Raw genomic sequence first — 21,278 nt, 5'->3', positions numbered from 1 at the left:
AAATAACGAACAATCAAAAACGAATTAATGGAGTTTTCCTAATGGCTGAAGCCAAACACTGCAAGTTACTTATTCTCGGATCAGGTCCTGCTGGCTATACAGCTGCAGTCTATGCTGCACGCGCTAATTTGAATCCTGTTATGGTAACGGGTATGCAACAAGGTGGTCAGTTAACCACCACAACCGATGTTGAGAACTGGCCGGGCGACGCCGAAGGTTTAACCGGACCGGACCTTATGGTCCGTATGCAAAAGCACGCTGAACGCTTTGATACCGAAATTGTGTTCGACCATATTAGCAGCGTCGATTTTTCTAAGCGCCCTTTTCAGTTAAAAGGTGACGTTGGTGAGTATACCGCGGACTCAGTCATTATCAGCACTGGCGCATCGGCTAAATACTTAGGTTTAGACTCAGAAGAAGCTTTTATGGGTAAAGGCGTTTCAGCTTGTGCAACGTGTGACGGATTTTTCTACAAAAAGCAAAAAGTTTGCGTAGTCGGCGGCGGTAACACCGCAGTTGAAGAAGCGCTTTACCTGTCAAACATTGCCAGCGAAGTACATGTTATTCACCGTCGCGACACTTTCCGTGCGGAGAAAATCTTGGTTGACCGCCTGCATGAAAAAGAGAAAAACGGTAACGTTACCTTTCATCTGAACAAGACCTTAGATGAAGTTCTGGGTGACGACGCCGGTGTTACTGGCGTTCGCATTAAAGACACGCAAGACGGCAGTACCAAAGATCTGGAAGTAGCAGGCTGCTTTATTGCCATAGGCCACCAACCTAACACCGGTATTTTTGACGGTCAGTTAGAGATGCAGGACGGCTACATTCAGGTGCAGACCGGGCTTCAGGGTAATGCAACAGCAACCAGCGTTCCAGGCGTTTTTGCGGCCGGTGACGTAATGGATCACATTTACCGTCAGGCAATTACCTCTGCCGGCACGGGCTGTATGGCCGCATTGGATGCCGAGCGTTACTTAGACGCACTGACTAAGTCTTAGTCTTTTAACGTGATTGTTCAGCTTGATCCGGCATCAATAAGCTTTCCACCCGCAGCGACAGCTTTGCATGAGCCCAATGGGCTACTCGCTGTCGGTGGAGATTTATCGCCGGCTCGGCTGATACACGCCTATCAACAAGGTATATTTCCCTGGTTTTCGGAAAATGATCCAATTTTGTGGTGGTCCCCTAACCCCAGAGCCGTATTCTTCCCCGACCAAATCCATACTAGCCGATCTTTAGCTAAGACCAATCGTAAGCCAAACTGGCAAATGAGCATCAATTGCAATTTTGCTGAAGTGGTTCGCGCCTGCGCAGACGAACGCGCGGATAAAGAAGGTACCTGGATCACGGAAGAAATGATTGAAGCTTATTGTAAGCTTCATCAGTCAGGTCACGCCCATTCCGTCGAAATTTGGTTCGACAATGAACTCGCAGGCGGTTTGTACGGTATTTCAGTAGGCCGTGCTTTTTGTGGCGAAAGTATGTTTCACTACAAAACCGACGCGTCAAAAATAGCCTTGTTACGTTTCGCTCAATATTTTAAAAAGCATGGCGGCCAGCTAATCGATTGTCAGGTAGGAAATCCGCATTTATTTTCATTAGGTGCTGTTAACCTTCATCGGGAACGCTTTTTAATGAAACTCAATATTGCACAGCAAAGAGAGATGCCGGATATTTTTTGGCAAGCTCGTGAGCTTTCTCACTCTGGAGAACTGTAGTGCAATTTGGTGTGACGAAAGAAAGCCAGTGCCACTATTTAACCGACCAGGAAGAGCGACTCGTTGTTGCCCTGCCTAATGAACTCGAAAGCCTTAATGCAGACGCCTATCAGCAACTCATGCAATACGGCTTCCGGCGCAGCCATAATGACGTGTACCGTCCTCACTGCCGGCTTTGTACTGCTTGTCAGTCGCTTCGTGTGGTCGTGCCCGAGTTTCGCTTTAGTAAAAACCAAAAACGAATTCTAAAAAAGAATGACGACTTAACACTGCAGGTTAAGCAGCAGCCGAAATCTGAATACAGTCAATTGTTTTCACAGTTTATTGAGCAACGACACGCGGATGGGGAAATGTACCCACCCGACCCGGACAAATTCTGGAGCTGGGTAGATTGTGACTGGTTAACTCCCGAGTTATTAGAATGGCGCAATGCCAGCAATGAATTAATGATAGTTTCGGTAGTTGATCGCACTGCTGAGGCAATGTCCGCGGTCTATACCTTTTTCCATCCCGATGAGGAAAAGCGTTCGCCGGGCACCTTCGCTGTATTAGAAATGATTCGGCTGGCTCAGGAGCGGGAAGTTGCCAGACTCTATTTGGGTTACCAAATTGATGACTGTAAAAAGATGAATTATAAAACTCGATTTGCCCCATATGAACGACTGGTTGGCAATCATTGGAAAAAAGAGCTAAAATCGCACACACTTAAAGCTCAAAACAAAGATTAGAGGATTTTAATGGCGAAAGAAGACAGTATTGAGATGCAAGGAACGGTTCTTGACACCCTTCCTAACACTATGTTCCGAGTAGAATTGGAAAATGGTCACGTAGTTACTGCCCATATCTCAGGAAAAATGCGTAAGCACTATATCCGCATCCTGACCGGCGATACCGTGACTGTGCAGTTAACTCCTTACGACCTGACCAAAGGCCGCATCGTCTTCCGCGCACGTTAATCCGCACTGAGGATTAAAAAAAACCGGCTCCATTTAATGAGCCGGTTTTTTCATTTATGCCGAAGACGTATTAACTTTCGACGGTTTCATTTTTGCTGTCGTAATCAAACTGCAGTCCGTCCATGCCATCAGCAGTCACTTTAACACTACCACCACTGGCCAGTTTCCCGAACAGAATTTCGTTGGCTAAGGTTTTCTTCAGGTGTTCCTGAATAACCCGACTCATTGGGCGCGCACCCATTTCTTTGTCATAGCCTTTTTCTGCAATCCAGGCATGAGCAGAAGGGTCAACCTCGAGCGATACGCCTTTTTTATCTAACTGAGCCTGCAGTTCACAAATAAATTTATCGACAACCTGTTCCAGTACTTCCGGTGAAAGATGGTTAAACCAGACAATACCATCCAGACGGTTGCGAAACTCCGGTGTGAAAATATTATTAATTTCAGCCAACGCATCGAAGCTGTGATCCTGCTGCTTAAAGCCAATAGACTTACGCACAGTTTCACGAACACCCGCGTTGGTTGTCATAACAATAATTACGTTACGGAAGTCAGCTTTACGGCCGTTATTGTCGGTTAGGGTGCCGTTATCCATCACCTGCAACAGAATGTTAAACACATCGCTGTGGGCTTTCTCCAGCTCATCCAACAGCAACACGCAATGTGGCTGCTTGATTACAGCGTCGGTCAACAAACCGCCCTGCTCGTATCCTACATAACCGGGAGGTGCCCCAATTAGGCGGCTGACCGCATGGCGCTCCATATACTCCGACATATCAAAGCGCACCAGCTCAATGCCCATGGCTTTAGCCAGTTGCTGTGTTACCTCGGTTTTACCAACACCTGTTGGTCCGGCAAAAATAAACGAACCTATTGGCTGGTTATCGTTGGCAAGCCCTGAACGCGACAAGCGAATAGCACCGGTAAGTTTATCAATCGCTTCATCCTGACCAAACACCACCATTTTCAAGTTGCGATCGAGCTGCTTCAATAAGTCTTGATCAGACCGAGAAACCGATTGCTCCGGAATACGGGCTATCTTGGCGATAATGGTTTCAATATCAGAGACCCCCACGGTTTTACGGCGCTTAGAAGGCGGCAATAAACGCTGAGAAGCACCGGCTTCGTCCATTACATCAATGGCTTTATCGGGCAAATGACGTTCATTAATGTATTTAGCAGAAAGCTCTGCTGCCGCTTTAATAGCCGGTTGCGTGTAACGAATACCATGGTGGCTCTCGTAACGTTCTTTAAGACCCATCAATATTTTAGTTGTGTCTTCAACAGAGGGCTCAACCACATCCACTTTCTGGAAACGACGAACCAGCGCTCGGTCTTTTTCAAAAACGTTCTTAAATTCATTGTAAGTAGTGGAGCCAATACACTTAAGCTGCCCGCTTGAAAGCAACGGCTTAATCAAGTTAGAAGCATCTAAAACGCCACCGCTGGCGGCTCCGGCGCCAATAATTGTGTGAATTTCGTCAATGAACAGAATGGCATGTTCTTTTTCCTGCAACTCTTTCAACAGCATTTTGAAGCGCTTTTCAAAGTCACCACGATATTTCGTGCCCGCCAGAAGGTCGCCCATGTCCAATGAATAGATGGTGGCATCCTCGAGGATCTCTGGTACTTCACCTTTAATAATGCGATAAGCCAGGCCTTCTGCGATAGCGGTTTTACCCACACCGGCTTCACCCACTAACAACGGATTATTCTTACGACGACGACACAGAATTTGCGCGCAACGTTCCAGCTCAAAATCGCGGCCAATTAACGGGTCAATTTTGCCTTCCTTTGCTTGCACATTCAGGTTGGCACAAAAGCGTTTTAAATAGCTTTCCTGCTCCTCGCCACCCTTAACAGCTTCTTCTTCCGCCATTTCTTCATCCATAGGTTCATCGTCATCGCTACGAGAAATACCATGAGAAATGAAGTTAACGATGTCCAGTCGGGTAATATCGTTTTTACTCAGCAAATAGACGGCCTGAGATTCCTGTTCACTGAAAATGGCAACCAATACATTGGCGCCCGTTACCTCTGCGTTACCAGATGACTGAACATGAAATACTGCGCGCTGTAAAACTCGCTGAAAACCAAGCGTAGGTTGAGTATCCGGACTTTCTTCTTCGGGACCAAACAGTGGCGTACTGCGATCAATATAACTTAACAGTTCTTCTTTCAATTGTTGAAAGTTTGCCCCACAAGCTCTAAGCGCTTCCGACGCATCTGGGTTATCCAGTAATGCAATGAGCAAGTGTTCAACTGTCATCAATTCATGATTACGTTCGCGCGCTAGCCGAAACGCATCGTTTAGCGTTAATTCAAGGGCTTTATTCAACATAGACCACTCCTTACCAGCCAACCCGGATCATTCTTGCTCCATGGTGCACAATAATGGATGCTGATTTTCCCGGGCATACTGATTTACCTGTACTACTTTAGTTTCGGCGATTTCCGCAGAATAGACACCGCAAACGGCCTTTCCTTTATAATGCACCTGTAACATGGTGTCCGTGGCGCGCTCCTGATCCATCTTAAAAAATCTCATCAATACTTCAATCACAAAATCCATAGGCGTGTAATCATCATTATTAATAATGACCTTATACATGGATGGTGGCTTGAGCTCCTGCTTTTCCTCTGTATCGCTAAGGTGCTGGTGATCAAACTGACTCATTTATTAACAACCTGCCATAATAATAGTTTTAAATTTAGCAAAAAATAGAAAAAAACAACCAAAATATTAACAATCTAGGTTACTTTTTAAACTTTAGGGCTTGACTAATCACTCACGTCACCTAGAGTTAAACATGGTGCTAAATCGGCGATTTTTCAAGCCACCGCACCTAATAATAATAAACTATCTATCTGTTGCAGAAGAAGGATGTAGAAGTATGGCTACCGGAAAAGTCAAATGGTTCAATAATTCGAAGGGCTTCGGCTTTATCGAAAGCGAGGACCGCGAAGGTGATATTTTCGCTCACTATTCAACCATTGAAATGGAAGGCTATCGCACACTTAAAGCGGGGCAACCCGTAGAGTTTGAACTCGAAGAAGGCCCTAAAGGTTTGCATGCCAACAACATTGTTCCCGGTGCTGCCGATAAATAACATCGGCTAAACCAAACAATTTAAGTACTTTCAAAACGCCGGCTTGTCCGGCGTTTTAATTCACTTAATCACTCCAACTAACTATCTATACCAAAATAGCGCCGTAATTGATCACGTAAATTTGGCGGCGTACCATTAATTGTTAACGTATCCGTCGCCGCGTCATAATGCACTCTCTCCCCCAGGGCTGTGTGATCAAAGCCAACGCTGACGCCTCCACCTTGCCCCTGAAACTTAACCAACTTACGTAATGTCGACTTATCAGCCGGAAAGTCATCGACTAATTCGCGTGAATTCTGTTCAGCAAAATCCTTTGAGAAACTCTCAAAGCTTTTTTCTACCGGGTACTGCTCTGCAAATTGCTCTGATAGATCTTTAATTTTTACTGTGTCTCCCTGCTTCCATTGGTCGTCACAATACTCATAAGCCGCTTTGTTCAGCGCTTGCCGTTGTTCCGTTTCCAATTCCGACTGTTTCGCATATTCTTGTACGGAATCGACTAACTGTTGTGTATGAGCTTTTGAGTTTAAACGCTCAGTACATCCCAGAAAATCGAGGAAGAAATCTGAAACCTTGCGACCGGCGCGTCCTTTAATAAAGGAAATATAGCGCTCACTTTCCGGAGATGTTTTCCACTCGGTTAAGTCGATACGAGCCGCCAGTTGCACTTTTGTTATATCTAACTGCGACGAGCGGTCAACAGCCAGCTCGGGGTTTATCGTTACCCCCTCTTTAACGGGTAAGAAACAGACCAGTAGATACTCAGTACTCAAATGCTGGTAGCGGGTGACTAACAAAAAGCCTGCTTCTAACAAATTATAGTTTTGCAGTTGTTCCAGCAATAGCTTGGCAGATTGCTGACTGAATTCGACAAAGTCCAGTCGCCCGTCATACCAGGAGGTTAAATGCTCAGGGAAGGGACCGGGCTCTCCCTCTTCGTCATCTTTAAGAAAACTCGCATAACCTTTTGCCGGTTTGCTGGTATATACGTCCGTTAATTCGACTAACAAATCGTGCAACTGGTCATCTTCCGTTAACGCCGAAGGAGCCAAACGAAGCCCGACTTGTCCGTCATTTTGATAAAACTGGTGAATAATACTTTCTTCTATCCGCAATTGCATAACGGGGACTATCCTTGCTGTTTTGCTGTGTTACTATAATGCCATTGTAACACGGGACTGACGAACGATGGGAAAGTACCAACGTAGGGATAAAATTGCCCGATTAATAAGCTGGGGACATTGGTTTACCTTTGCCAATATCGTCCTTTGCCTGTTTATTGGACTTTTGTATATTGAAGCGGCCCCGAAGTCCTCCACGGCTATCGGTAATCTCTACATGCTCGTCAGCTGGATAGGCCACTTTGCCTTCCTGCCTTTTATATTCTTTATTATTCTGATATTCCCATTTTGCCTGGTTGTTCCCTACTCCAAAATATTACGGGGGTTTGCCGCCCTGATAGCCTCATTCGGCCTGATAGCGCTTATCGCAGATGCGCTGTTCTTTCGTCAATACGGGTATCATTTGAACACCTATTCTATGGCGCAAATGACTCGCGATGCAGAAGCGGTTTTCACAGGAGCAAGTTTCGTTATTATTTCCGGCGTGCTGTTAGGTTTTTTAGTCACTGTCGGGATACAGCTGCTGTTGGCTAACCTCGCCTGGAAGCGCCTGGAATACCTACAACAACGAAGAATCGGCGCTCCGGTCACAGTCATTTTCCTTTTATGCTTTTTCGTTAGTCACAGTATTCATGTTTGGGCTGACGCGGTGTTGTACGATCCTATTACCCAACAAGACGACATGTTTCCTCTGTCCTACCCAACAACGGCAAAAACATTAATGGCTAAGCATGGAGTCATTGATGTTGAGAGCTACCAGGCCAGACAACAAATGCTGATGGCTACCGATAAAATAAAACTTAAGTACCCTCAGCAACCACTTTTGTGCTCTAAAACAGACTTTCAGCAATCAACAACCCTCATTCTATTTGAGCGTAGCAGTAGCGAAATTCAGAAAGAGCTGGAAACTCTGGCAGCCAAACATCAACTAGAGCGACCTCAGCTTAAACTATTGGCTCATCCGAACCGCGACGGCGGATTATTTCAGGTGCTTTATGGCTTGCCCGACTTTTATCAGGAGTCCATTGAGCGACAGCAGCTGAAGCCCGCTTACCTTAAGCCGCTTAACGACTTTAATTTTGATGTGCGTTGGTATCACAGCGAAAACTGGGGCAGCTCTTTGAGTCTAAGTCAGTTTCATCCTGACTGGCAAAGCCAGCAGTTGACTGAGTTTACCTCTCACCCTCAGAACCAAATTAATGTCATTTTAATTGCTGAAGAAGATATTTCTACTTTAAACAAGGTCCTTCAGCAAACCGGAGACCAACAACTGCTGCTCACAGCGTTGTCTCCTGCGCAAAGTGAAGAGTTATTGGGTAACAAGCAATTTGCCCTTGAAAACATGCAAGTTCCGCTTTGGCAACGACATTACCAACTTGCTGACCAACCCATTGCCGGACTTATGGATTTGGTTCCAACCATGCTGGAAGATCGCATCTCCTGCGCGGGTTCTCATAAAAATTACACGAACGGCGAAAGCCTGCAGACACCTAAGCGCAGCTGGCCGCTAGTTGAAACCTACAGTCCTTTTATTGTTATTTACGACCAGAAAGAGATTACGATTTTAGATAATAGTGGTCAATTTAGCGTATACAGCAGCGGCGATTTTGAACTGAAAAAACAGGCCGAACCGCCCGTTCCGGTGCTTATCGACGCACTGAAAGACCTAAAGCGCTTTAGCGAAACTGAAAACAAAGAGTAATTGTCGAAAATAGCAGCAGTTGAGCGTCGGAGAGCGTGTTGAGACTTGCTAATTCGGCTTAATCCAGTAACATAGCAGTCCTCGGTCGGCGTGTGGCGCAGCTTGGTAGCGCACTGTCATGGGGTGTCAGGGGTCGGAGGTTCAAATCCTCTCACGCCGACCAATAAATCAATATAAATCAGGGGTTTAGGCGATTGTCTAAGCCCCTTTTTTATGCCCTTAGAATAATTTGGAATAACTGGTAGCCATTTAGTAGCCAATTATTGGCTTACAAATTTATACGCTATTGCGTACACATTCCGCTCGAGTATTTAGCCCCGCGTTTTGCTATTCTTTTGTTTCAACATCAACTAGGGATAAGATAATGAACAAACGGGAATTGTTACACGCGCAAGAACTGGCTAAAGCTCTCAACTATTTCATTTGGCGGCGTGATAGTGCTGCTGAACAGGTCGAGCAAATTCAAGCTGAATTAGACAAGCTGGCCAGTAAGTTTAACCGCCAGTTAGAGCCTGAACCGCGTCCGTAGGGAGCTTACAGGAATTTCTTTGACTCGATGAAAGGTGTCTATAACGTAATCCACGTTAAAGCCCGCTTGAGTGCAACAATGCTCCACCATTTCGCCGCCGCTGATTATGTCATCGTAGGCCAACTGATAAATGTTATGCGGCTGATATTCGGGCGGCTTCTTACCTTGATAGTGCGCGATTGCATCACACATCAGCGAAAGTAAGACCGCAAGCATCAGCCGTTCTTCTGGTGTCCGATTGCGGTCTAGGTTAATCATTATTCGCTTACCGCGTCCAAGCCTGACAGCGCGTCATTAAGGCCGTTTGTCGCGTCGTCAGTAATCGAGCGCTGTTCGTCCGCTTCACTCTCTGCCCGTGGATCTCGCATCTGCTTAACAGAATCGACAAAACCATCAGCGGCAAAATCTAGGCGTTTGGTCAGGTCGTCAATCTCTGCAATCTTTTCATCAAGGTCAGGTGATACGCTGCGAATATGCTGCTCTACCATCGACTCAAGCGGGAGTGTATGAGTACCCACAAGAAACGGCGATGCTGCTTCATTTACGGCGCGAATGATATACATGTCGCCACGCTCAAAAGCTGATTTGATTTCACCCTCGCGTTGCTTCTGCGACAAGCTAGCCAAGCGGGAGCGAACTTCCACCAATGCGGACTCGGGCAACGGCTCAAAATACCCCGCTGCTTTGTACGCTTCGCGATAAACACCCTCGCGGCGGCTAGATAGTCTGTCGAATGACGTTAAAACCGATTTTTTAAGCGTTGCTAATGCTCTCTCGGCCTCCCGTTTCACCTTTAAAGCGTGGGCGCTTCTGCTCAATTCAGGGTCGGGTGTGCTGTGTAGCTTTGACAATGAGTCGTACGCTTTACTCATGCGGTCGATTGTATTCGTTGCCTGATAGTATTCAGGGACGGCCTGATTAAAAATCTGTTGGGCTTTCTCTGAATTAAGAAACGGCGGTTTTTTGGGTGTGTTTTTACTCATGGTAATACCTCTACTTAATGAAATGGTGGCGCGGGAATGAGCTTGCGCCGTTCGTTAGCTAAAACTAATGCACCTGCCACACTGTTAATCATGTCATCATGCTGGTTCGGTGCGTGGTCTATCTTTGGCTTACCGCCGCTGGCGTTGCGGCGCTCTAAACCTGTAAGCTCGTTGGTTAAACGCTGAATGTCGGGCAACTGGACGCGCTGCGAGTTAATAAGCGGTAGCATCTCGGCGTAAATTTCTGACTTGGTGCGCTCGCTGGGCTGGTAGTTAATGCCACGCTTGCGGAACTGCTCACGGACAAAATCGCCTCCCCATCTATCGCCCACCACTTGCTTAACGCCGTAGAGCTTGAACAGGTCGCAAAACTCCTGAACAACTGACTCAGGACTAAACGGCGGTTTAATGGCTCGTACCGCGTCAATGATTAGTGAGTCGTCTTTACCGTCACGGTGGGCAACGGCGCATGTCATAGAGTCTTGACCGCTTCCGCCTGCAGCATCAACAAACGCTAGGTAATAGTTAGCGCGGGCGGGTGGTAGCTCTAGCCTGTCGGTGATTGTGACCGCTTCCACGGCTTCCCGACTAATAAAGCTCTCTACGTCACTTCTGAACTCTGCCCCATATTCGGCTTTTGCGCTGGCTTCATCTTCGCGGTATGCCTGTTCGATGATCTCAGGGTCGAGTGTCGGGTTCATTACTTGCGTTGGTGCTTTTGCCACCATGACGCGCTTATCCTCTTTGCCGTAATAGGTGCGATAAGCATCGTATAAAACACCCTTGCGGGCATAAGGTGACGACAAGGCAATCAGTTTACCGCCCAGCGTTGCCAGTGACGGACGTAGCGCGTTTATGATCTCCCTGTCAGGGTTTGCCCCGTCCTGATACCAAAACGCTATTTCATCGGCCAACACCAGCGAACAGGTATAACCACGGGTGCGGCGGTGGCTGGCGGTGGTGATCTCGATTGCGTTGCGGTTGGTTAGCTCTAGGCTCTCGGTCGTTTCGCGTAATACCATCGTTGACAGCATGGGCGAACCGTCCACAATGCCCTGAACGTAACGAAAGATTGCCCGCGCCTGTTTCCTATCGGCGGCGATCACCATCGCTGTGGCTATCTCACCCGCTGAAAGCTGGTCGCGGTAGTCATTCAAAAAGGCTTCATAAACCGCTATGAGCGCCGCTATCTGTGACTTACCACCACGGCGGCCAATGGCTAACCAAAGCTCTTTAGACGCGCTGGTGGGCGTGTCTGTTCGCTCTGTCAGTGCGTTATATAGGTCTTGCTCGTCCTCAGTCATCGGCAAGCCGTAAAAGCCTTTGAGTAATGAGCGCCAGCCGTTCCAGCTTTCACCGTTGAACTGGTCGCCACATAACGCGGGGTCGCTCATAAACTCTATTATGTTCATCACTTGTCGCCTTTGGCTTTAACGTAGCTGGCTAACGTCACTTCACGCGCTTGGCGTTGAAGCCCCAGCGTTTTGAATATCCCTAGCAGGGCGTTGCATGACTGCACCCAACGGCCAGAATCAAACTCCGCGCCGCTTGCTAGCTTTACTTCTTCCTGTTGTAGGTGAAACTCAAGGAATAACGCACGATCGATTAGAGCGCGTTGCTGATAGCTCAGGGTTGATTCGCCGCCCAAGTCTGCAGCAAGCTCGCCATAACGCCGTTTAAGCGATTGCGCTACACTGGTGCGCTGGTCGATACTCTGCAGCCAGTTGGGTGAATAGTTGTCGGGAACGTGCTTGCTCATAATCCTGCTACCAGTGCGGTTAATAAAACGATTGAAAGGCCAGCACCAAAGCCGACAAACATTGAAGCTAAAAATTGCTTGTTTAAGTCGTTCACTATTTACCCTCTAACTGGTCTGACCACTAACTATAATTATGCCCTATCACACGGGTAAATCTAGGGTAAATGGCTACTAATTGGCTATCAAACTACAAAGATAAACAACAAAGACTAATATAAAAGGCTTGTAGCAACGGGCTGACTGCCACAATAGGACAGGGGTCTAAAGTTAAACGCTGATTTTTAGGTGTTTTAGGTGGGTTTTCAGGGGGTAGGTATCAAAAAAGGGGCTATTTTTACCCCCGTGATTTTAGCCATGCGGGGTTCTTATTTTCTACTCTACCCCACTATTTAGAAAATACAGATTATTTAATTTTTTTGAGAAATTAGAGTAATTAGGAAAATTTAAGAAATTAAGCAATAGCAAGGGCTGTAGCGACATTAAAAACCCAAGCGTGGCTAAATAATGACCACCTCGCCACCCCATCGAAACTACACTGATTCTAATTTCTTAAATTTTCTAATTTTCCAGTGTGTGCGGGTCAGGCACAAAAAAGCCCCAATTAAGGGGCTTCTAATTACTCGCCGTTACTTAACTTATCGTAAAGCCCTATTACTGGCGAAATGTATTCTAGCGAACGGTAGAAATAGCTGTGCTTTTCACCCTTGCGCCGCGTCCAGCGATGCCCTTTGCTATAGTCGCCGCCTGTATGAGCGTTCAGCGTCTTGGTCACTCGCTCTTTAGAAACGCCTGATAGTTTGTGCGCTTCTTCTATCAAGTCGGTTTTCTTCATCTCGCCGCCCGATAACGCTTCTAATATAGCTTCGATGATGTCCGCGTTCTTCTCCAGCTTGTCCATGATCCCGCGCTGGCGCTTCGCTTCCTCTGCGTCCGCTTCACTTACCTTGCAAACGGAATCGAGCAAAGCGGTATAGCCGCCCGTTGCCGCCGTTATGCTGTTCGCATAGCTATAGGCTATAGACTGCTCAACGTCACCACGGCTTTTAATGTTCTCAAACAATACAGTTTTGCTTTGGTCGCTGCTCTCGGTAACGTCTATCGTATAGGCGCAATCCACATCGTCCACAATATCGCTAGTACCTGAAAATACTACTTTACCCTCTAGGTCGCGGTTTTTGTTTGTGTGCGCCAGCAAAATCATTGTGCCGCCTTTAGATACAAAGCCCCGCATGACTTTACCGAAATCACTCGCTACTTTCTTATCCATGATATTAGTAAATTTCTTTAGCGTGTCGAGAATAATAACCTTACCCCGACAAGTGTCACTATTGATCATTTGAGTCATATATAGAGCAAACTCATTTACGCTGAAATCATTAAAGCCTGGCGCAACCATATTAAAGCCGTATTGCTCCGCAATTTTTAGCTTTGTAACAAGGCCTTTGTAGTTATCATCGGCATTGATATAAAAAACGTCTTTGCCCTCCACTTCGCCGCGCTCTAGCCCCTCGCATAACAAATGAAGCGTTAACAAGGTTTTACCGCTATTGGGCTTGGCGTAAAGTGCGGTTGCCTGTCCTAGTATCGCCACGCCCTCTAATACAAATTTATCCTCTAGCATTTGCGCTTCCATTGTTGCGGAACTCCCATTCAGTGCGAATTTGGTAAAGTCGAACTTTGGCTTTTCGTTTGGTTGCTTTAATTCGCCCCCAGCGGGGCTAGGTTGTATGTTTTCAAACATGGCGGTAACTTCTTCGGGTTTAGCGCTCTGCTCGGACATATATTCGCGCTGGTTCTGTTTGGTAATCGTTACGCCCTCCACGTTGGTAAACATATCGCCAGCGGCTTTCAAAGCTGCGGTTTCATCGTTGCCATATTCAAAGAACTTGAATAAATCCCAAGCATCAATGATCCGCGCTTTCCCGCTTTGGGTCTGCTTACCTAGCCCCGCTTCTGTGTCGCTGCCGTGGTGGCTTAATAGCTTGCCGCTTTCCTGAATAACCATTCCAGCGTTTCCGCTTTGGGATAAAGGCGATATAGCTCGGCTTCCTACTACCTTGCCGCCGTATTGCTGCAATAAATCAACGGCTGAATATGAAGCGTTGTAAGCGTCTAGCGGGCTTTTCATGCCGCTTTGCATACGTTCATAGGCCTTGCGCTTGCTCTGCTCTAGTCGCTCTCTGCGCTCTCGCTCTGCGGCTTCTGCAGCTTCAAGCTCTGCACGAAAATCATCGCCCCACATATCAACGGAAAGCTTGCCGCTGAACGGGTTTTCCATGAAGTCGTAAAAATCGCCCCGATTAGGTAAATAACAAACTTGGTTAGCGGTTTCAGTTTTGCGGTCAGGCTCAATGCCAGCCGCTTCTAGCTTGTCATTGAGTATCTTTTGCATTATCTCAAAATCGCTACCGTTAACGGCGTGCTCCAATGGAACTATTAGGCGGCATTTCTGGTTTTGTTCAGTCGCACTGCGGCTGGTGTACCCGAGCAATTCAGCATCTAAAGCTTCATCAGCAAGGTTAAATAAATCGGAAAATGGTTTGCCGTCCGCTTTATCAATATCCGCCCATAACGCATAGAATTTACCGTTTGCGCGCTGCTCTACGACTTCACGACTGGCAAGGTTTGAAAATATCACCCATTGTGCTGTTTCTTTAGCCACGCATTGGGGGCTAGGTAGCATTTCTGTTATTTGCTCCAAAGTAACAGGCACATAAGGTTTCGGGTCGCGCTTGTTTTTGGTGCTATGAAATTGCCCAAAGCCTGAACATAGGTTAGTATTTGAACTGCAGATAACCTGATTTTCTTCGCTTGCCCCAGTTGCCGCTGGGGCTTTCTTTTGAATAGCCATTATTGCGCCCCCTCTAAGATCAAAACATCGCCGCTGTTCATAAGGTGCTGTATCTGCTCGGCTAAGGTTCTTATCTCTAGCCAAAGCTCACGGGCTTGCCCTGAACGGCCTAAATTAAGTAGGCGAACACGCTCTCCATAAGTCGCCATAAAGCGGTCTAATAAGTCTTTAGCGGCCTTGTTCTGTGGCTTCAATGGCTGTGTAAGTATTACGCGGTAAAGTTTTCTGACTTGTTCATCACGCATGATCACACCCCCGCTAAAAATTGCTGGCCGTCCGTGTTCAAGCGGACAAAAATTGAAGGGTCTTTGTGTTCATACTCGATTAACCCCGCTTGCATCAGTCGGCGCAATATATTGCGAACTGCACTCGGTGTATAACCTTGCTCACTTCCTAGCTTTAGCAGGGCTTTGAGCTTCATCTCGCCGCGTTGTAAGCGGCAAGCAATAAGCGAGAGTAATGCACAATGCGAGGCTGTGCCTTTCAGGTCTTGCTGTAACCACTTGCGGTGATTTTGGATTAATTCATGCTCGTAACTCATGACTAAACCTCCAAGCTCTGCAGCCACGAATCAAGGTCGCTTTTGCGGTAGTAGCAAAGGCGCTCGCCTGCTTTGAGTTTTCGAGGAAATGACGGATCACGCTCGCTTAGTTTATAAAGCGTTACACGGTGAAGGTTTAGGTAAGCGGCTGCCTGTTTAGGGCGTAATAAATCGCTTTCTGGTGTTTTGTTGTAAGTGTTTTGTGCCATAGGTAAGACCTCTCAATTGTTTGTAGGCCTTACCTATTCAATAGACACATCGGCAAACGGTCGAAATAGGTAGTGCAAAGCAAATGACAGTTGCTCTGCACCGTTTAACGTAAGTCTATAAATTTGGGTAGTTTTTTATTTTTTCTCGATATTCAGAAATTAGGCTTTTCAGGGTTCTAGGACTAACCCCTAGCATTTTTGCCACTTTTTCATCATACCGTCTTTGTGATCCTCGATAGTCTATCAGCTCGTCTTTTATCTCCTCTCCATTTTTGTCTGCTACTTCTTCATAATTCGGCGCTGTGCGCTTGGCTAAAACACTCTCGGGCACTTGTCGAATTGATAAGTAGGTTTCCGCAATCATCATTCTTTGGTTAGCATCAATCTTGCTACTGTTAGCCTTTGTTTTTTGCTTCCTATCACCTGAAATAATAGCCGCTACAAGCTGGTTTAATTCGCTCGGAACGCCATGCTTTTGGATCATCAATGAAAGGGGCTTAGGGTCGCAATAATCCCATGAGTCTATTGCTGCCACCCAACTGCGGCTTGTATTTTCTTCTATCTTTATGCGTAGCTCGCTCATTACTCGCCCCCTGCAGCTTTAGCCGCGCTTGTTTGCTTTGTCTGTCCCCACCCGTCAGCGGCTAGCGTTGCTACTTCTAGCATGTCCTCTTCATCTTCTCGCAAATAATATCGGACTATCATATCCGTGTTTGTATGCCCTACTAACCGCGCAATCTTGATTAAAGGCACGTTTCGTTTAACCAGTGACGAAATGAAGTTATGGCGGAATGAATAAAAGTCTAAATCCTCTGGCAATTTTCCAATATCCAAAACGTGCGCCCAATGCTTTAGATACGCCTTGCGCTCTATCTGCCCACCCGTTCGGCTAGATTGGAATAAAAAGCCCGTTGCTGGGTTGCCTTGCTGCGATTGCCACTTATTCAATATATCCAGCAACTCACCATCAACGGGAAAGCGAACCTTTACGGGCTTCTCGCCTTTGTCTTTGGTCTTTTGTGGGGTGAACTCTAAAGTAGTGTGACCATTAAACTGGTTGTGGTTTATTTGCTCCCAACGCAAGGCGCGTATATCACTTGGCCGCATGCCAGTTAGTCGTGCAATATGGGCAAACGGTATAAACCAATGCGGGTACGCCACTTGGTCTAAATCAGGCAAGTGATCTTTGCCGTGTTTCCGACTTCTTCGGCGCTGGGCTTTTATATGCTCGGCATAGCCGTTTAGCCCATTCATAATACCCTCGCGAACCGTATCGCTGAACATATCGCGCTTTGCTTCGAGCGCCTTAGTGTGCTGTTCCATTAACTCCCGTTCTTTATTGTTTGGACGCGGTAATGAATAATCACGCAACGGGTTAAAATCAATCACTGGATTATTGTTCTGGTCGCCTTTTTTAGTGCCAGCCGCAAAATTCAGCATAGCCTTAAATGCGCCTAAATAACCTGTAAGGCTTTGACGCTTTAGCCCCGCTTTTTGTTTTTCTCTATACCAGCTATCCATATCTTGCGGCGTTATCTTGTCCATGTCGCGGTCAAACAAAAACGAAAAGCTTTTAATCTTGTTTGCTACTTCATGGCCTGTGCGGTAATTGTCCAGCAAGTGTTGGCGATAAACTTCAAAATAACGGCCAGTATTCCTATACTGATTTTGTGCTTCCTCTTGTGCCTGTGTGCGCTTCTGCGCGGCTAACTCCTTGCGTTGCTCTAACGGGTCAGGTTCTCCATTTTTGATCTTCACGCGCCACTCTAAGGCTATCTCGGCGGCTTGCTGGGGCTTCATAGCTGGATATTCACCAATCTTTATTACGTGCCTTTTACCCAAGAGATCCGTATAGCGGTATCGGAAAGCTGCAGCGGCTTTAATGATCTTCACTCGGTGCTTCAGCTTTTTTTCGGAATAGTCACGAATCTTTATGATCTGAAAGCCCTTGATTAAGCTGCAGCCAATTTGCTGCGAAATCCTACCGCTCTTTAATAGCTTGTTTGCTTCTGTGGTGGTGATTGAAGTTTGCATAAAGCCCCTGTTGATCTTTGTCAGGTAGCTACGATTCAAAAGTTAGTAGCCGATTAGTAGCCATTATATGGCAATAAATGGCTACTGCAAACAACAATAGGCTACAAAGTAAAACAGGGGTGACTGCCCTAAAGGTCACTGCAAATAAGGCTTAAGCCTTTATTGGTGGGGTCTGCAGCGAACAAGCTAGAATTTTATGGGGTGTCAGGGGTCGGAGGTTCAAATCCTCTCACGCCGACCAATTCTTCTTCTAGTGACACTCAAAAAAGCATTCATTGGTTCCATTCCGGTAAGCTAAGCTGCTCTCCCATTTCGGTTGTCACTCGCCAGTAACCTCCTCTGGCAGAACCTTTTCGAATTAATACCCCTTGTTCTTTCAATTTAGAAATGTGTTTTTCTACTGCGCGCGAGGAGATATTCAACACTTCTGCGACTCTGGCAGCACTCCATTCGGGTTGCTCATTTAATAGCCTTAGCACCATATTTCGTGTGCTAGTACCCGAATATCGACCTTTAACCGAACCGTTATCCGAACCTAACAGCGAACTTTTTACCGAACTCACCACCCTTTCACTAGAAAAATCATGCGAAATATTCGCTTCTTCCAGCATCGCTGCTTTGTCTTTTTCTTCTTTCACTGTGGTTGAGATGCTCTGTTGTAAACAATCCAGAATAAACTCAACCATAAGACCTCTATCATTTTCACTAATTGAGCGACGCAAGCAGTCAAGATATTCGTCTTTATTGAATTTAAAAGTTTGTTCAAAGCTTAACCAGGCAAACGCGGAATGCCATTGAGCTAAAATAAGGCTAAACCAAAGCCGGCCAATGCCTCCATTAGCGACAGAGAACGGCTGAATAAATTCGAACTGCTGTAAAAAAATAGCGGCTTTTATTAAAGGATGATCGTCACTTTCCTCTAACCAGGACAATAAACTTCTTACCGACTTCCCCGCCTGACCTGCGGGCGCGGTCATATGAACCAATTTGTTGTTTCGGTAAACGCCCATTCCCGTTGCACGATAGCTTCCGGCACTGGGCGTTACTGCGGCGCAAATCATTTGGTGAGCGTTTTTAAGATCTGATTCCGAATGTACATTCCACTCAGACAGTTTTTTATAGGCTTCGTCTAAGCGAATTCCCTCCAGCGGCTGTGACTGCTCATCCAGGCCAACCGATGCATGAGCTTTAATAGGCAGTTGTTGAGACTTAAACTCTTCCAAATTGCTTTTACCGGATTCAAGTAATGCTAACCAACGACCGAATTCGGTGCTTATTCGCGCCACTAAATTCACGCATTTACTGGTAATCAAATAATCTGCTGCTGCCATTTCTTATCAGTAACCCTGAGGTTACGCTCCGTTATTTGCTCTAATCTTTGTATGATTTTGGCCGATATGACGGTATTAGCTTAACGTATATATAAGCCGTAAGGTAATTATTTGAGGGCATCATGAATTTACAAAATAAATTAACTTTAAGTATGGCTATTGCTTTAACAACAATATTGGTCATTGCTATGGGCGTCTCGACCTTCATGATGCGCTCATTAATTGAGGAGCGGGTGACGGAGCAAGAGCTTCCTGCGGCTCTGGGCGAAATTCGCGGGGAAATAAGCCAGTTAATTACCACCCCTATGTTGGTTTCTCAAGAGCTGGCCAACAACCAATATTTAATCGATGCCCTAAAAAGTGATGAACCTGAAAGTGTACAGCAGGAAATTACCCGCTACCTTAGCCGTATACATCAAGAAAGAAGCGCTGTTACAGCCTTCACTGTCAGTAAAGGAAGTAATAACTACTATACTGCTGACGGTCTATTTAAAACAATGTCACCTAATGAAGAACGCGACCAGTGGTTCTTTAACTTTGTAAATGGCAATACTTATCAGGAACTGAATTTTGATGTGGATGAGTTATCTGGCATACCAACCGTCTTCGTAAATGTCCGTATCAGTGACAATGATCGCACTCTTGGGGTCGGTGGTATAGGCCAGAGTCTGGAAGCATTGCAAAATGCTGTTGCCAATTTTAATGTCGGTGAAAATGGCATCGCCTACCTGGTTAATGAGGAAGGTAAAATCCAGATCCATCCCCGCATAAGCAATTTCCGAAAATTATCAGAAGAGGTTGGCAGCGCTGTGGCTGATAACCTAATGAGCGATAACGAAGTCGAAATCGGTTACACCAACCAAAGCGGAGAGGATTTAATCGTAGCCAGTACTTACCTGCCGAACAGTAACTGGCGAATTGTTATTGAGTTACCGGAGAGCGAACTATATGAAGGGCTCAATCAGACAGTCATGGCCATAATACTTATTAGCTTAGTGATTGGCTTATGCTTTGTTATAGCCAGTTGGTTTTATGCCCGAAGTATTGTTCGTCCAATAAAATACGTGGCCAATAGCCTTAACCGGATGTCCAACGAGGGGGGCGATTTAACGCAGCGTCTGGATATCAATAGTAGTGATGAAATTGGGGATTTGGCAAACGGCTTTAATGCTTTTGTCGCCAACCTTGGTAGTATCATTACTCATGTCCGAAATACAGCTTACGAAGTCAATGAGAAAGTGCAAGGTATCGATAATTCGATGATGCAAATCGATAATCTGTCCCGGGAACAGGAAAACAAAACCGATCAGGTCGCGGTTGCAATGAGTGAGATGGAAACAACGGTTAGAGAAATTGCCGAAAACTCAAACCAGACAGCCAATCACGCCAGTGCGTCGCAGCAAACCACTTCTCAGAACCAGCAGCAATTACAAAAAGCGGTTGCTACCATGCAAGAGTTGTCAACCTCTATGCAAAGCGCAGCAGGTTCAGTAGAGAATCTAGCGACAGAAGTTGCCGGTATTGTGACTGTCATTGATACTATCGAGAGTATTTCGGAACAAACCAACTTACTGGCGTTAAACGCAGCTATTGAGTCAGCCCGGGCTGGTGAAGCCGGACGAGGCTTTGCTGTGGTGGCGGACGAGGTACGAACCTTGTCGCAACGAACCAGCGAGTCGACAGAGCAAATTCGTCAGAAAATTCAGAGCTTGCAACAGGGTTCTAAAGCAGCAGTTTCAGCGATGGATGCGAACCGCACTAAGGCCGAAAGCACGAGCGAGCGTATTGTTGCGGCTAATGAAAAGCTCAACGATTTAGTTGTTCTGATACAGGAAACTGCTGATATGAGTACTCAAATTGCTACTGCAACAGAAGAGCAAGCTTCGGTCAGTCAAGATGTAGCCAAGAATATCCAGGCAATTGCCGACTTCTCTACGCAGGTATCAACGGCAGTTAAAAGCAGCCATAGTGAGTGCGAGCAGATGTCGTCTCTTGCCGATAGCTTACGCACTCAACTTGAGCAATTTAAAACGTAATATCAGCGAACAGCGATTGCAGCCTTGCCACTTCGCTTTCTTCAAGCGGTTGCATTGGCTGTTTTCCCCAAACCGGCGCCGGCCAGGCAACGTCAGTTTGGAACCGCGCTATATGATGCACATGCAACTGCGGAACCTGATTTCCTAAAGCAGCAACATTGAGTTTATCGGGTTGGTATTCAGCTTTTAGCCAGTGGCAAAGAAACCGGCTTTCTTGCAGCAACTGCAGTTGGTTATCTTCAGAGAGATCTATGGCTTCGCGCACGTCTGCTACTTTAGGAACCAACAAAAACCACGGAAACTGTCTGTCATTCATGACTCTGACTTCGCATAGCGGCCAATCGGTTAAATGGTAACTGTCTCTGGCTAATTCCGAAGATAATGTATATTCCATG

Annotated in this window: 22 protein-coding genes and 1 tRNA gene; 9 read left to right on the top strand and 14 right to left on the bottom strand. The window is 46.3% G+C overall.

Features of this window, described 5'->3' with window-relative positions:
- The first annotated feature begins 41 nt into the window (after window positions 1-41).
- Genes trxB through infA form a run of 4 tightly spaced genes read left to right on the top strand, consistent with a single transcriptional unit; the run spans window position 42 to window position 2,677 of the window.
- Window positions 42-1,001 carry a thioredoxin-disulfide reductase gene (trxB, locus tag U0358_RS06555; protein ID WP_317496825.1) on the top strand — a complete coding sequence of 320 codons (960 nt, stop codon included), beginning with the start codon at window positions 42-44 and terminating at the stop codon, window positions 999-1,001.
- 9 nt (window positions 1,002-1,010) lie between these two features.
- Window positions 1,011-1,721: a leucyl/phenylalanyl-tRNA--protein transferase gene (gene aat, locus U0358_RS06550; protein ID WP_317496824.1), complete on the top strand. Its 711-nt coding sequence runs from the start codon at window positions 1,011-1,013 to the stop codon at window positions 1,719-1,721.
- Window positions 1,721-2,449, top strand: a complete 729-nt coding sequence (locus U0358_RS06545) for an arginyltransferase (RefSeq protein ID WP_317496823.1) — start codon at window positions 1,721-1,723, stop codon at window positions 2,447-2,449. The genes aat and U0358_RS06545 overlap by 1 nt, the downstream gene beginning before the upstream one ends.
- A gap of 9 nt (window positions 2,450-2,458) precedes the next feature.
- Entirely contained in the window at window positions 2,459-2,677 is a 219-nt protein-coding gene (infA, locus tag U0358_RS06540; RefSeq protein ID WP_008489926.1) for a translation initiation factor IF-1, read from the top strand.
- A gap of 70 nt (window positions 2,678-2,747) precedes the next feature.
- Here the strand turns inward: infA and clpA are convergent, their stop codons facing one another.
- Window positions 2,748-5,018: an ATP-dependent Clp protease ATP-binding subunit ClpA gene (gene clpA, locus U0358_RS06535; protein ID WP_322407438.1), complete on the bottom strand. Its 2,271-nt coding sequence runs from the start codon at window positions 5,016-5,018 to the stop codon at window positions 2,748-2,750.
- A gap of 27 nt (window positions 5,019-5,045) precedes the next feature.
- Complete coding sequence (clpS, locus tag U0358_RS06530; protein ID WP_011233927.1) at window positions 5,046-5,354, bottom strand: ATP-dependent Clp protease adapter ClpS; 309 nt, start codon at window positions 5,352-5,354, stop codon at window positions 5,046-5,048.
- Between the two features lie 217 nt (window positions 5,355-5,571).
- Between clpS and cspD the strand changes: the two genes are divergently transcribed.
- Complete coding sequence (gene cspD / locus U0358_RS06525) at window positions 5,572-5,787, top strand: cold shock domain-containing protein CspD (RefSeq protein WP_011233928.1); 216 nt, start codon at window positions 5,572-5,574, stop codon at window positions 5,785-5,787.
- Window positions 5,788-5,864: 77 nt separating this feature from the next.
- On the opposite strand, the gene yejK is transcribed toward cspD, so the two are convergent.
- A complete protein-coding gene (yejK, locus tag U0358_RS06520) occupies window positions 5,865-6,908 on the bottom strand; it encodes a nucleoid-associated protein YejK (RefSeq protein ID WP_317496821.1) in 1,044 nt (347 codons plus the stop codon).
- A gap of 67 nt (window positions 6,909-6,975) precedes the next feature.
- Here yejK and U0358_RS06515 point away from each other — a divergent pair, with 67 nt between their 5' ends.
- The 3 genes from U0358_RS06515 to U0358_RS06505 all read left to right on the top strand — a co-directional run bounded on the left by U0358_RS06515 (window position 6,976) and on the right by U0358_RS06505 (window position 9,139).
- Window positions 6,976-8,610 carry a DUF3413 domain-containing protein gene (locus tag U0358_RS06515; protein WP_322407437.1) on the top strand — a complete coding sequence of 545 codons (1,635 nt, stop codon included), beginning with the start codon at window positions 6,976-6,978 and terminating at the stop codon, window positions 8,608-8,610.
- 86 nt (window positions 8,611-8,696) lie between these two features.
- Window positions 8,697-8,773 (top strand) — tRNA-Pro (locus tag U0358_RS06510).
- A 201-nt stretch (window positions 8,774-8,974) separates the two neighbouring features.
- Window positions 8,975-9,139: a hypothetical protein gene (locus tag U0358_RS06505; protein ID WP_322407436.1), complete on the top strand. Its 165-nt coding sequence runs from the start codon at window positions 8,975-8,977 to the stop codon at window positions 9,137-9,139.
- Window positions 9,140-9,396: 257 nt separating this feature from the next.
- On the opposite strand, the gene U0358_RS06500 is transcribed toward U0358_RS06505, so the two are convergent.
- The 10 genes from U0358_RS06500 to U0358_RS06455 all read right to left on the bottom strand — a co-directional run bounded on the left by U0358_RS06500 (window position 9,397) and on the right by U0358_RS06455 (window position 18,847).
- Window positions 9,397-10,122 carry a hypothetical protein gene (locus U0358_RS06500; RefSeq protein ID WP_322407435.1) on the bottom strand — a complete coding sequence of 242 codons (726 nt, stop codon included), beginning with the start codon at window positions 10,120-10,122 and terminating at the stop codon, window positions 9,397-9,399.
- 14 nt (window positions 10,123-10,136) lie between these two features.
- Entirely contained in the window at window positions 10,137-11,534 is a 1,398-nt protein-coding gene (locus tag U0358_RS06495) for a terminase large subunit domain-containing protein (RefSeq protein WP_322407434.1), read from the bottom strand.
- Window positions 11,534-11,881 carry a hypothetical protein gene (locus U0358_RS06490; RefSeq protein WP_322407433.1) on the bottom strand — a complete coding sequence of 116 codons (348 nt, stop codon included), beginning with the start codon at window positions 11,879-11,881 and terminating at the stop codon, window positions 11,534-11,536. The genes U0358_RS06495 and U0358_RS06490 overlap by 1 nt, the downstream gene beginning before the upstream one ends.
- A gap of 616 nt (window positions 11,882-12,497) precedes the next feature.
- A complete protein-coding gene (locus tag U0358_RS06485; RefSeq protein ID WP_322407431.1) occupies window positions 12,498-14,732 on the bottom strand; it encodes an AAA family ATPase in 2,235 nt (744 codons plus the stop codon).
- Entirely contained in the window at window positions 14,732-14,977 is a 246-nt protein-coding gene (locus U0358_RS06480) for a hypothetical protein (protein WP_322407430.1), read from the bottom strand. The genes U0358_RS06485 and U0358_RS06480 overlap by 1 nt, the downstream gene beginning before the upstream one ends.
- A gap of 2 nt (window positions 14,978-14,979) precedes the next feature.
- On the bottom strand, window positions 14,980-15,273 hold the full coding sequence (locus U0358_RS06475; protein ID WP_322407429.1) for a helix-turn-helix domain-containing protein: 294 nt from the start codon (window positions 15,271-15,273) through the stop codon (window positions 14,980-14,982).
- Between the two features lie 2 nt (window positions 15,274-15,275).
- The gene (locus tag U0358_RS06470) at window positions 15,276-15,482 is read right to left on the bottom strand and encodes a helix-turn-helix transcriptional regulator (RefSeq protein ID WP_322407428.1); all 207 of its coding nucleotides are present in this window, start codon (window positions 15,480-15,482) and stop codon (window positions 15,276-15,278) included.
- A 115-nt stretch (window positions 15,483-15,597) separates the two neighbouring features.
- Window positions 15,598-16,065, bottom strand: a complete 468-nt coding sequence (locus U0358_RS06465) for a hypothetical protein (protein ID WP_322407426.1) — start codon at window positions 16,063-16,065, stop codon at window positions 15,598-15,600.
- Window positions 16,065-17,555: a site-specific integrase gene (locus U0358_RS06460; protein WP_322407425.1), complete on the bottom strand. Its 1,491-nt coding sequence runs from the start codon at window positions 17,553-17,555 to the stop codon at window positions 16,065-16,067. The genes U0358_RS06465 and U0358_RS06460 overlap by 1 nt, the downstream gene beginning before the upstream one ends.
- A 233-nt stretch (window positions 17,556-17,788) precedes the next feature.
- Window positions 17,789-18,847 (bottom strand): Fic family protein, encoded by a 1,059-nt coding sequence (locus U0358_RS06455; protein ID WP_322407424.1) that lies wholly within the window; start codon window positions 18,845-18,847, stop codon window positions 17,789-17,791.
- Window positions 18,848-18,969: 122 nt separating this feature from the next.
- Here U0358_RS06455 and U0358_RS06450 point away from each other — a divergent pair, with 122 nt between their 5' ends.
- On the top strand, window positions 18,970-20,883 hold the full coding sequence (locus U0358_RS06450) for a methyl-accepting chemotaxis protein (RefSeq protein WP_317496808.1): 1,914 nt from the start codon (window positions 18,970-18,972) through the stop codon (window positions 20,881-20,883).
- On the opposite strand, the gene U0358_RS06445 is transcribed toward U0358_RS06450, so the two are convergent.
- The gene (locus U0358_RS06445; RefSeq protein ID WP_322407423.1) at window positions 20,873-21,277 is read right to left on the bottom strand and encodes an HIT domain-containing protein; all 405 of its coding nucleotides are present in this window, start codon (window positions 21,275-21,277) and stop codon (window positions 20,873-20,875) included. The two genes, U0358_RS06450 and U0358_RS06445, sit on opposite strands and share 11 nt — an antisense overlap.
- Window position 21,278 lies beyond the last annotated feature (1 nt).

The sequence above is a fragment of the Idiomarina sp. PL1-037 genome (genome assembly GCF_034422975.1).
Lineage (GTDB): Bacteria > Pseudomonadota > Gammaproteobacteria > Enterobacterales > Alteromonadaceae > Idiomarina.
This window is presented reverse-complemented; position numbering and strand designations above follow the sequence as displayed.

Coding starts and splice junctions, on each gene's coding strand:
- trxB (WP_317496825.1), top strand. CDS start 42: ATGGCTGAAGCCAAACACTGCAAGTTACTTATTCTCGGATCAGGTCCT.
- U0358_RS06500 (WP_322407435.1), bottom strand. CDS start 10,122: ATGAGTAAAAACACACCCAAAAAACCGCCGTTTCTTAATTCAGAGAAA.
- U0358_RS06485 (WP_322407431.1), bottom strand. CDS start 14,732: ATGGCTATTCAAAAGAAAGCCCCAGCGGCAACTGGGGCAAGCGAAGAA.
- U0358_RS06490 (WP_322407433.1), bottom strand. CDS start 11,881: ATGAGCAAGCACGTTCCCGACAACTATTCACCCAACTGGCTGCAGAGT.
- U0358_RS06475 (WP_322407429.1), bottom strand. CDS start 15,273: ATGAGTTACGAGCATGAATTAATCCAAAATCACCGCAAGTGGTTACAG.
- U0358_RS06480 (WP_322407430.1), bottom strand. CDS start 14,977: ATGCGTGATGAACAAGTCAGAAAACTTTACCGCGTAATACTTACACAG.
- U0358_RS06455 (WP_322407424.1), bottom strand. CDS start 18,847: ATGGCAGCAGCAGATTATTTGATTACCAGTAAATGCGTGAATTTAGTG.
- U0358_RS06445 (WP_322407423.1), bottom strand. CDS start 21,277: ATGGAATATACATTATCTTCGGAATTAGCCAGAGACAGTTACCATTTA.
- U0358_RS06495 (WP_322407434.1), bottom strand. CDS start 11,534: ATGAACATAATAGAGTTTATGAGCGACCCCGCGTTATGTGGCGACCAG.
- clpA (WP_322407438.1), bottom strand. CDS start 5,018: ATGTTGAATAAAGCCCTTGAATTAACGCTAAACGATGCGTTTCGGCTA.
- U0358_RS06505 (WP_322407436.1), top strand. CDS start 8,975: ATGAACAAACGGGAATTGTTACACGCGCAAGAACTGGCTAAAGCTCTC.
- clpS (WP_011233927.1), bottom strand. CDS start 5,354: ATGAGTCAGTTTGATCACCAGCACCTTAGCGATACAGAGGAAAAGCAG.
- U0358_RS06450 (WP_317496808.1), top strand. CDS start 18,970: ATGAATTTACAAAATAAATTAACTTTAAGTATGGCTATTGCTTTAACA.
- U0358_RS06515 (WP_322407437.1), top strand. CDS start 6,976: ATGGGAAAGTACCAACGTAGGGATAAAATTGCCCGATTAATAAGCTGG.
- cspD (WP_011233928.1), top strand. CDS start 5,572: ATGGCTACCGGAAAAGTCAAATGGTTCAATAATTCGAAGGGCTTCGGC.
- yejK (WP_317496821.1), bottom strand. CDS start 6,908: ATGCAATTGCGGATAGAAGAAAGTATTATTCACCAGTTTTATCAAAAT.
- U0358_RS06470 (WP_322407428.1), bottom strand. CDS start 15,482: ATGGCACAAAACACTTACAACAAAACACCAGAAAGCGATTTATTACGC.
- U0358_RS06465 (WP_322407426.1), bottom strand. CDS start 16,065: ATGAGCGAGCTACGCATAAAGATAGAAGAAAATACAAGCCGCAGTTGG.
- infA (WP_008489926.1), top strand. CDS start 2,459: ATGGCGAAAGAAGACAGTATTGAGATGCAAGGAACGGTTCTTGACACC.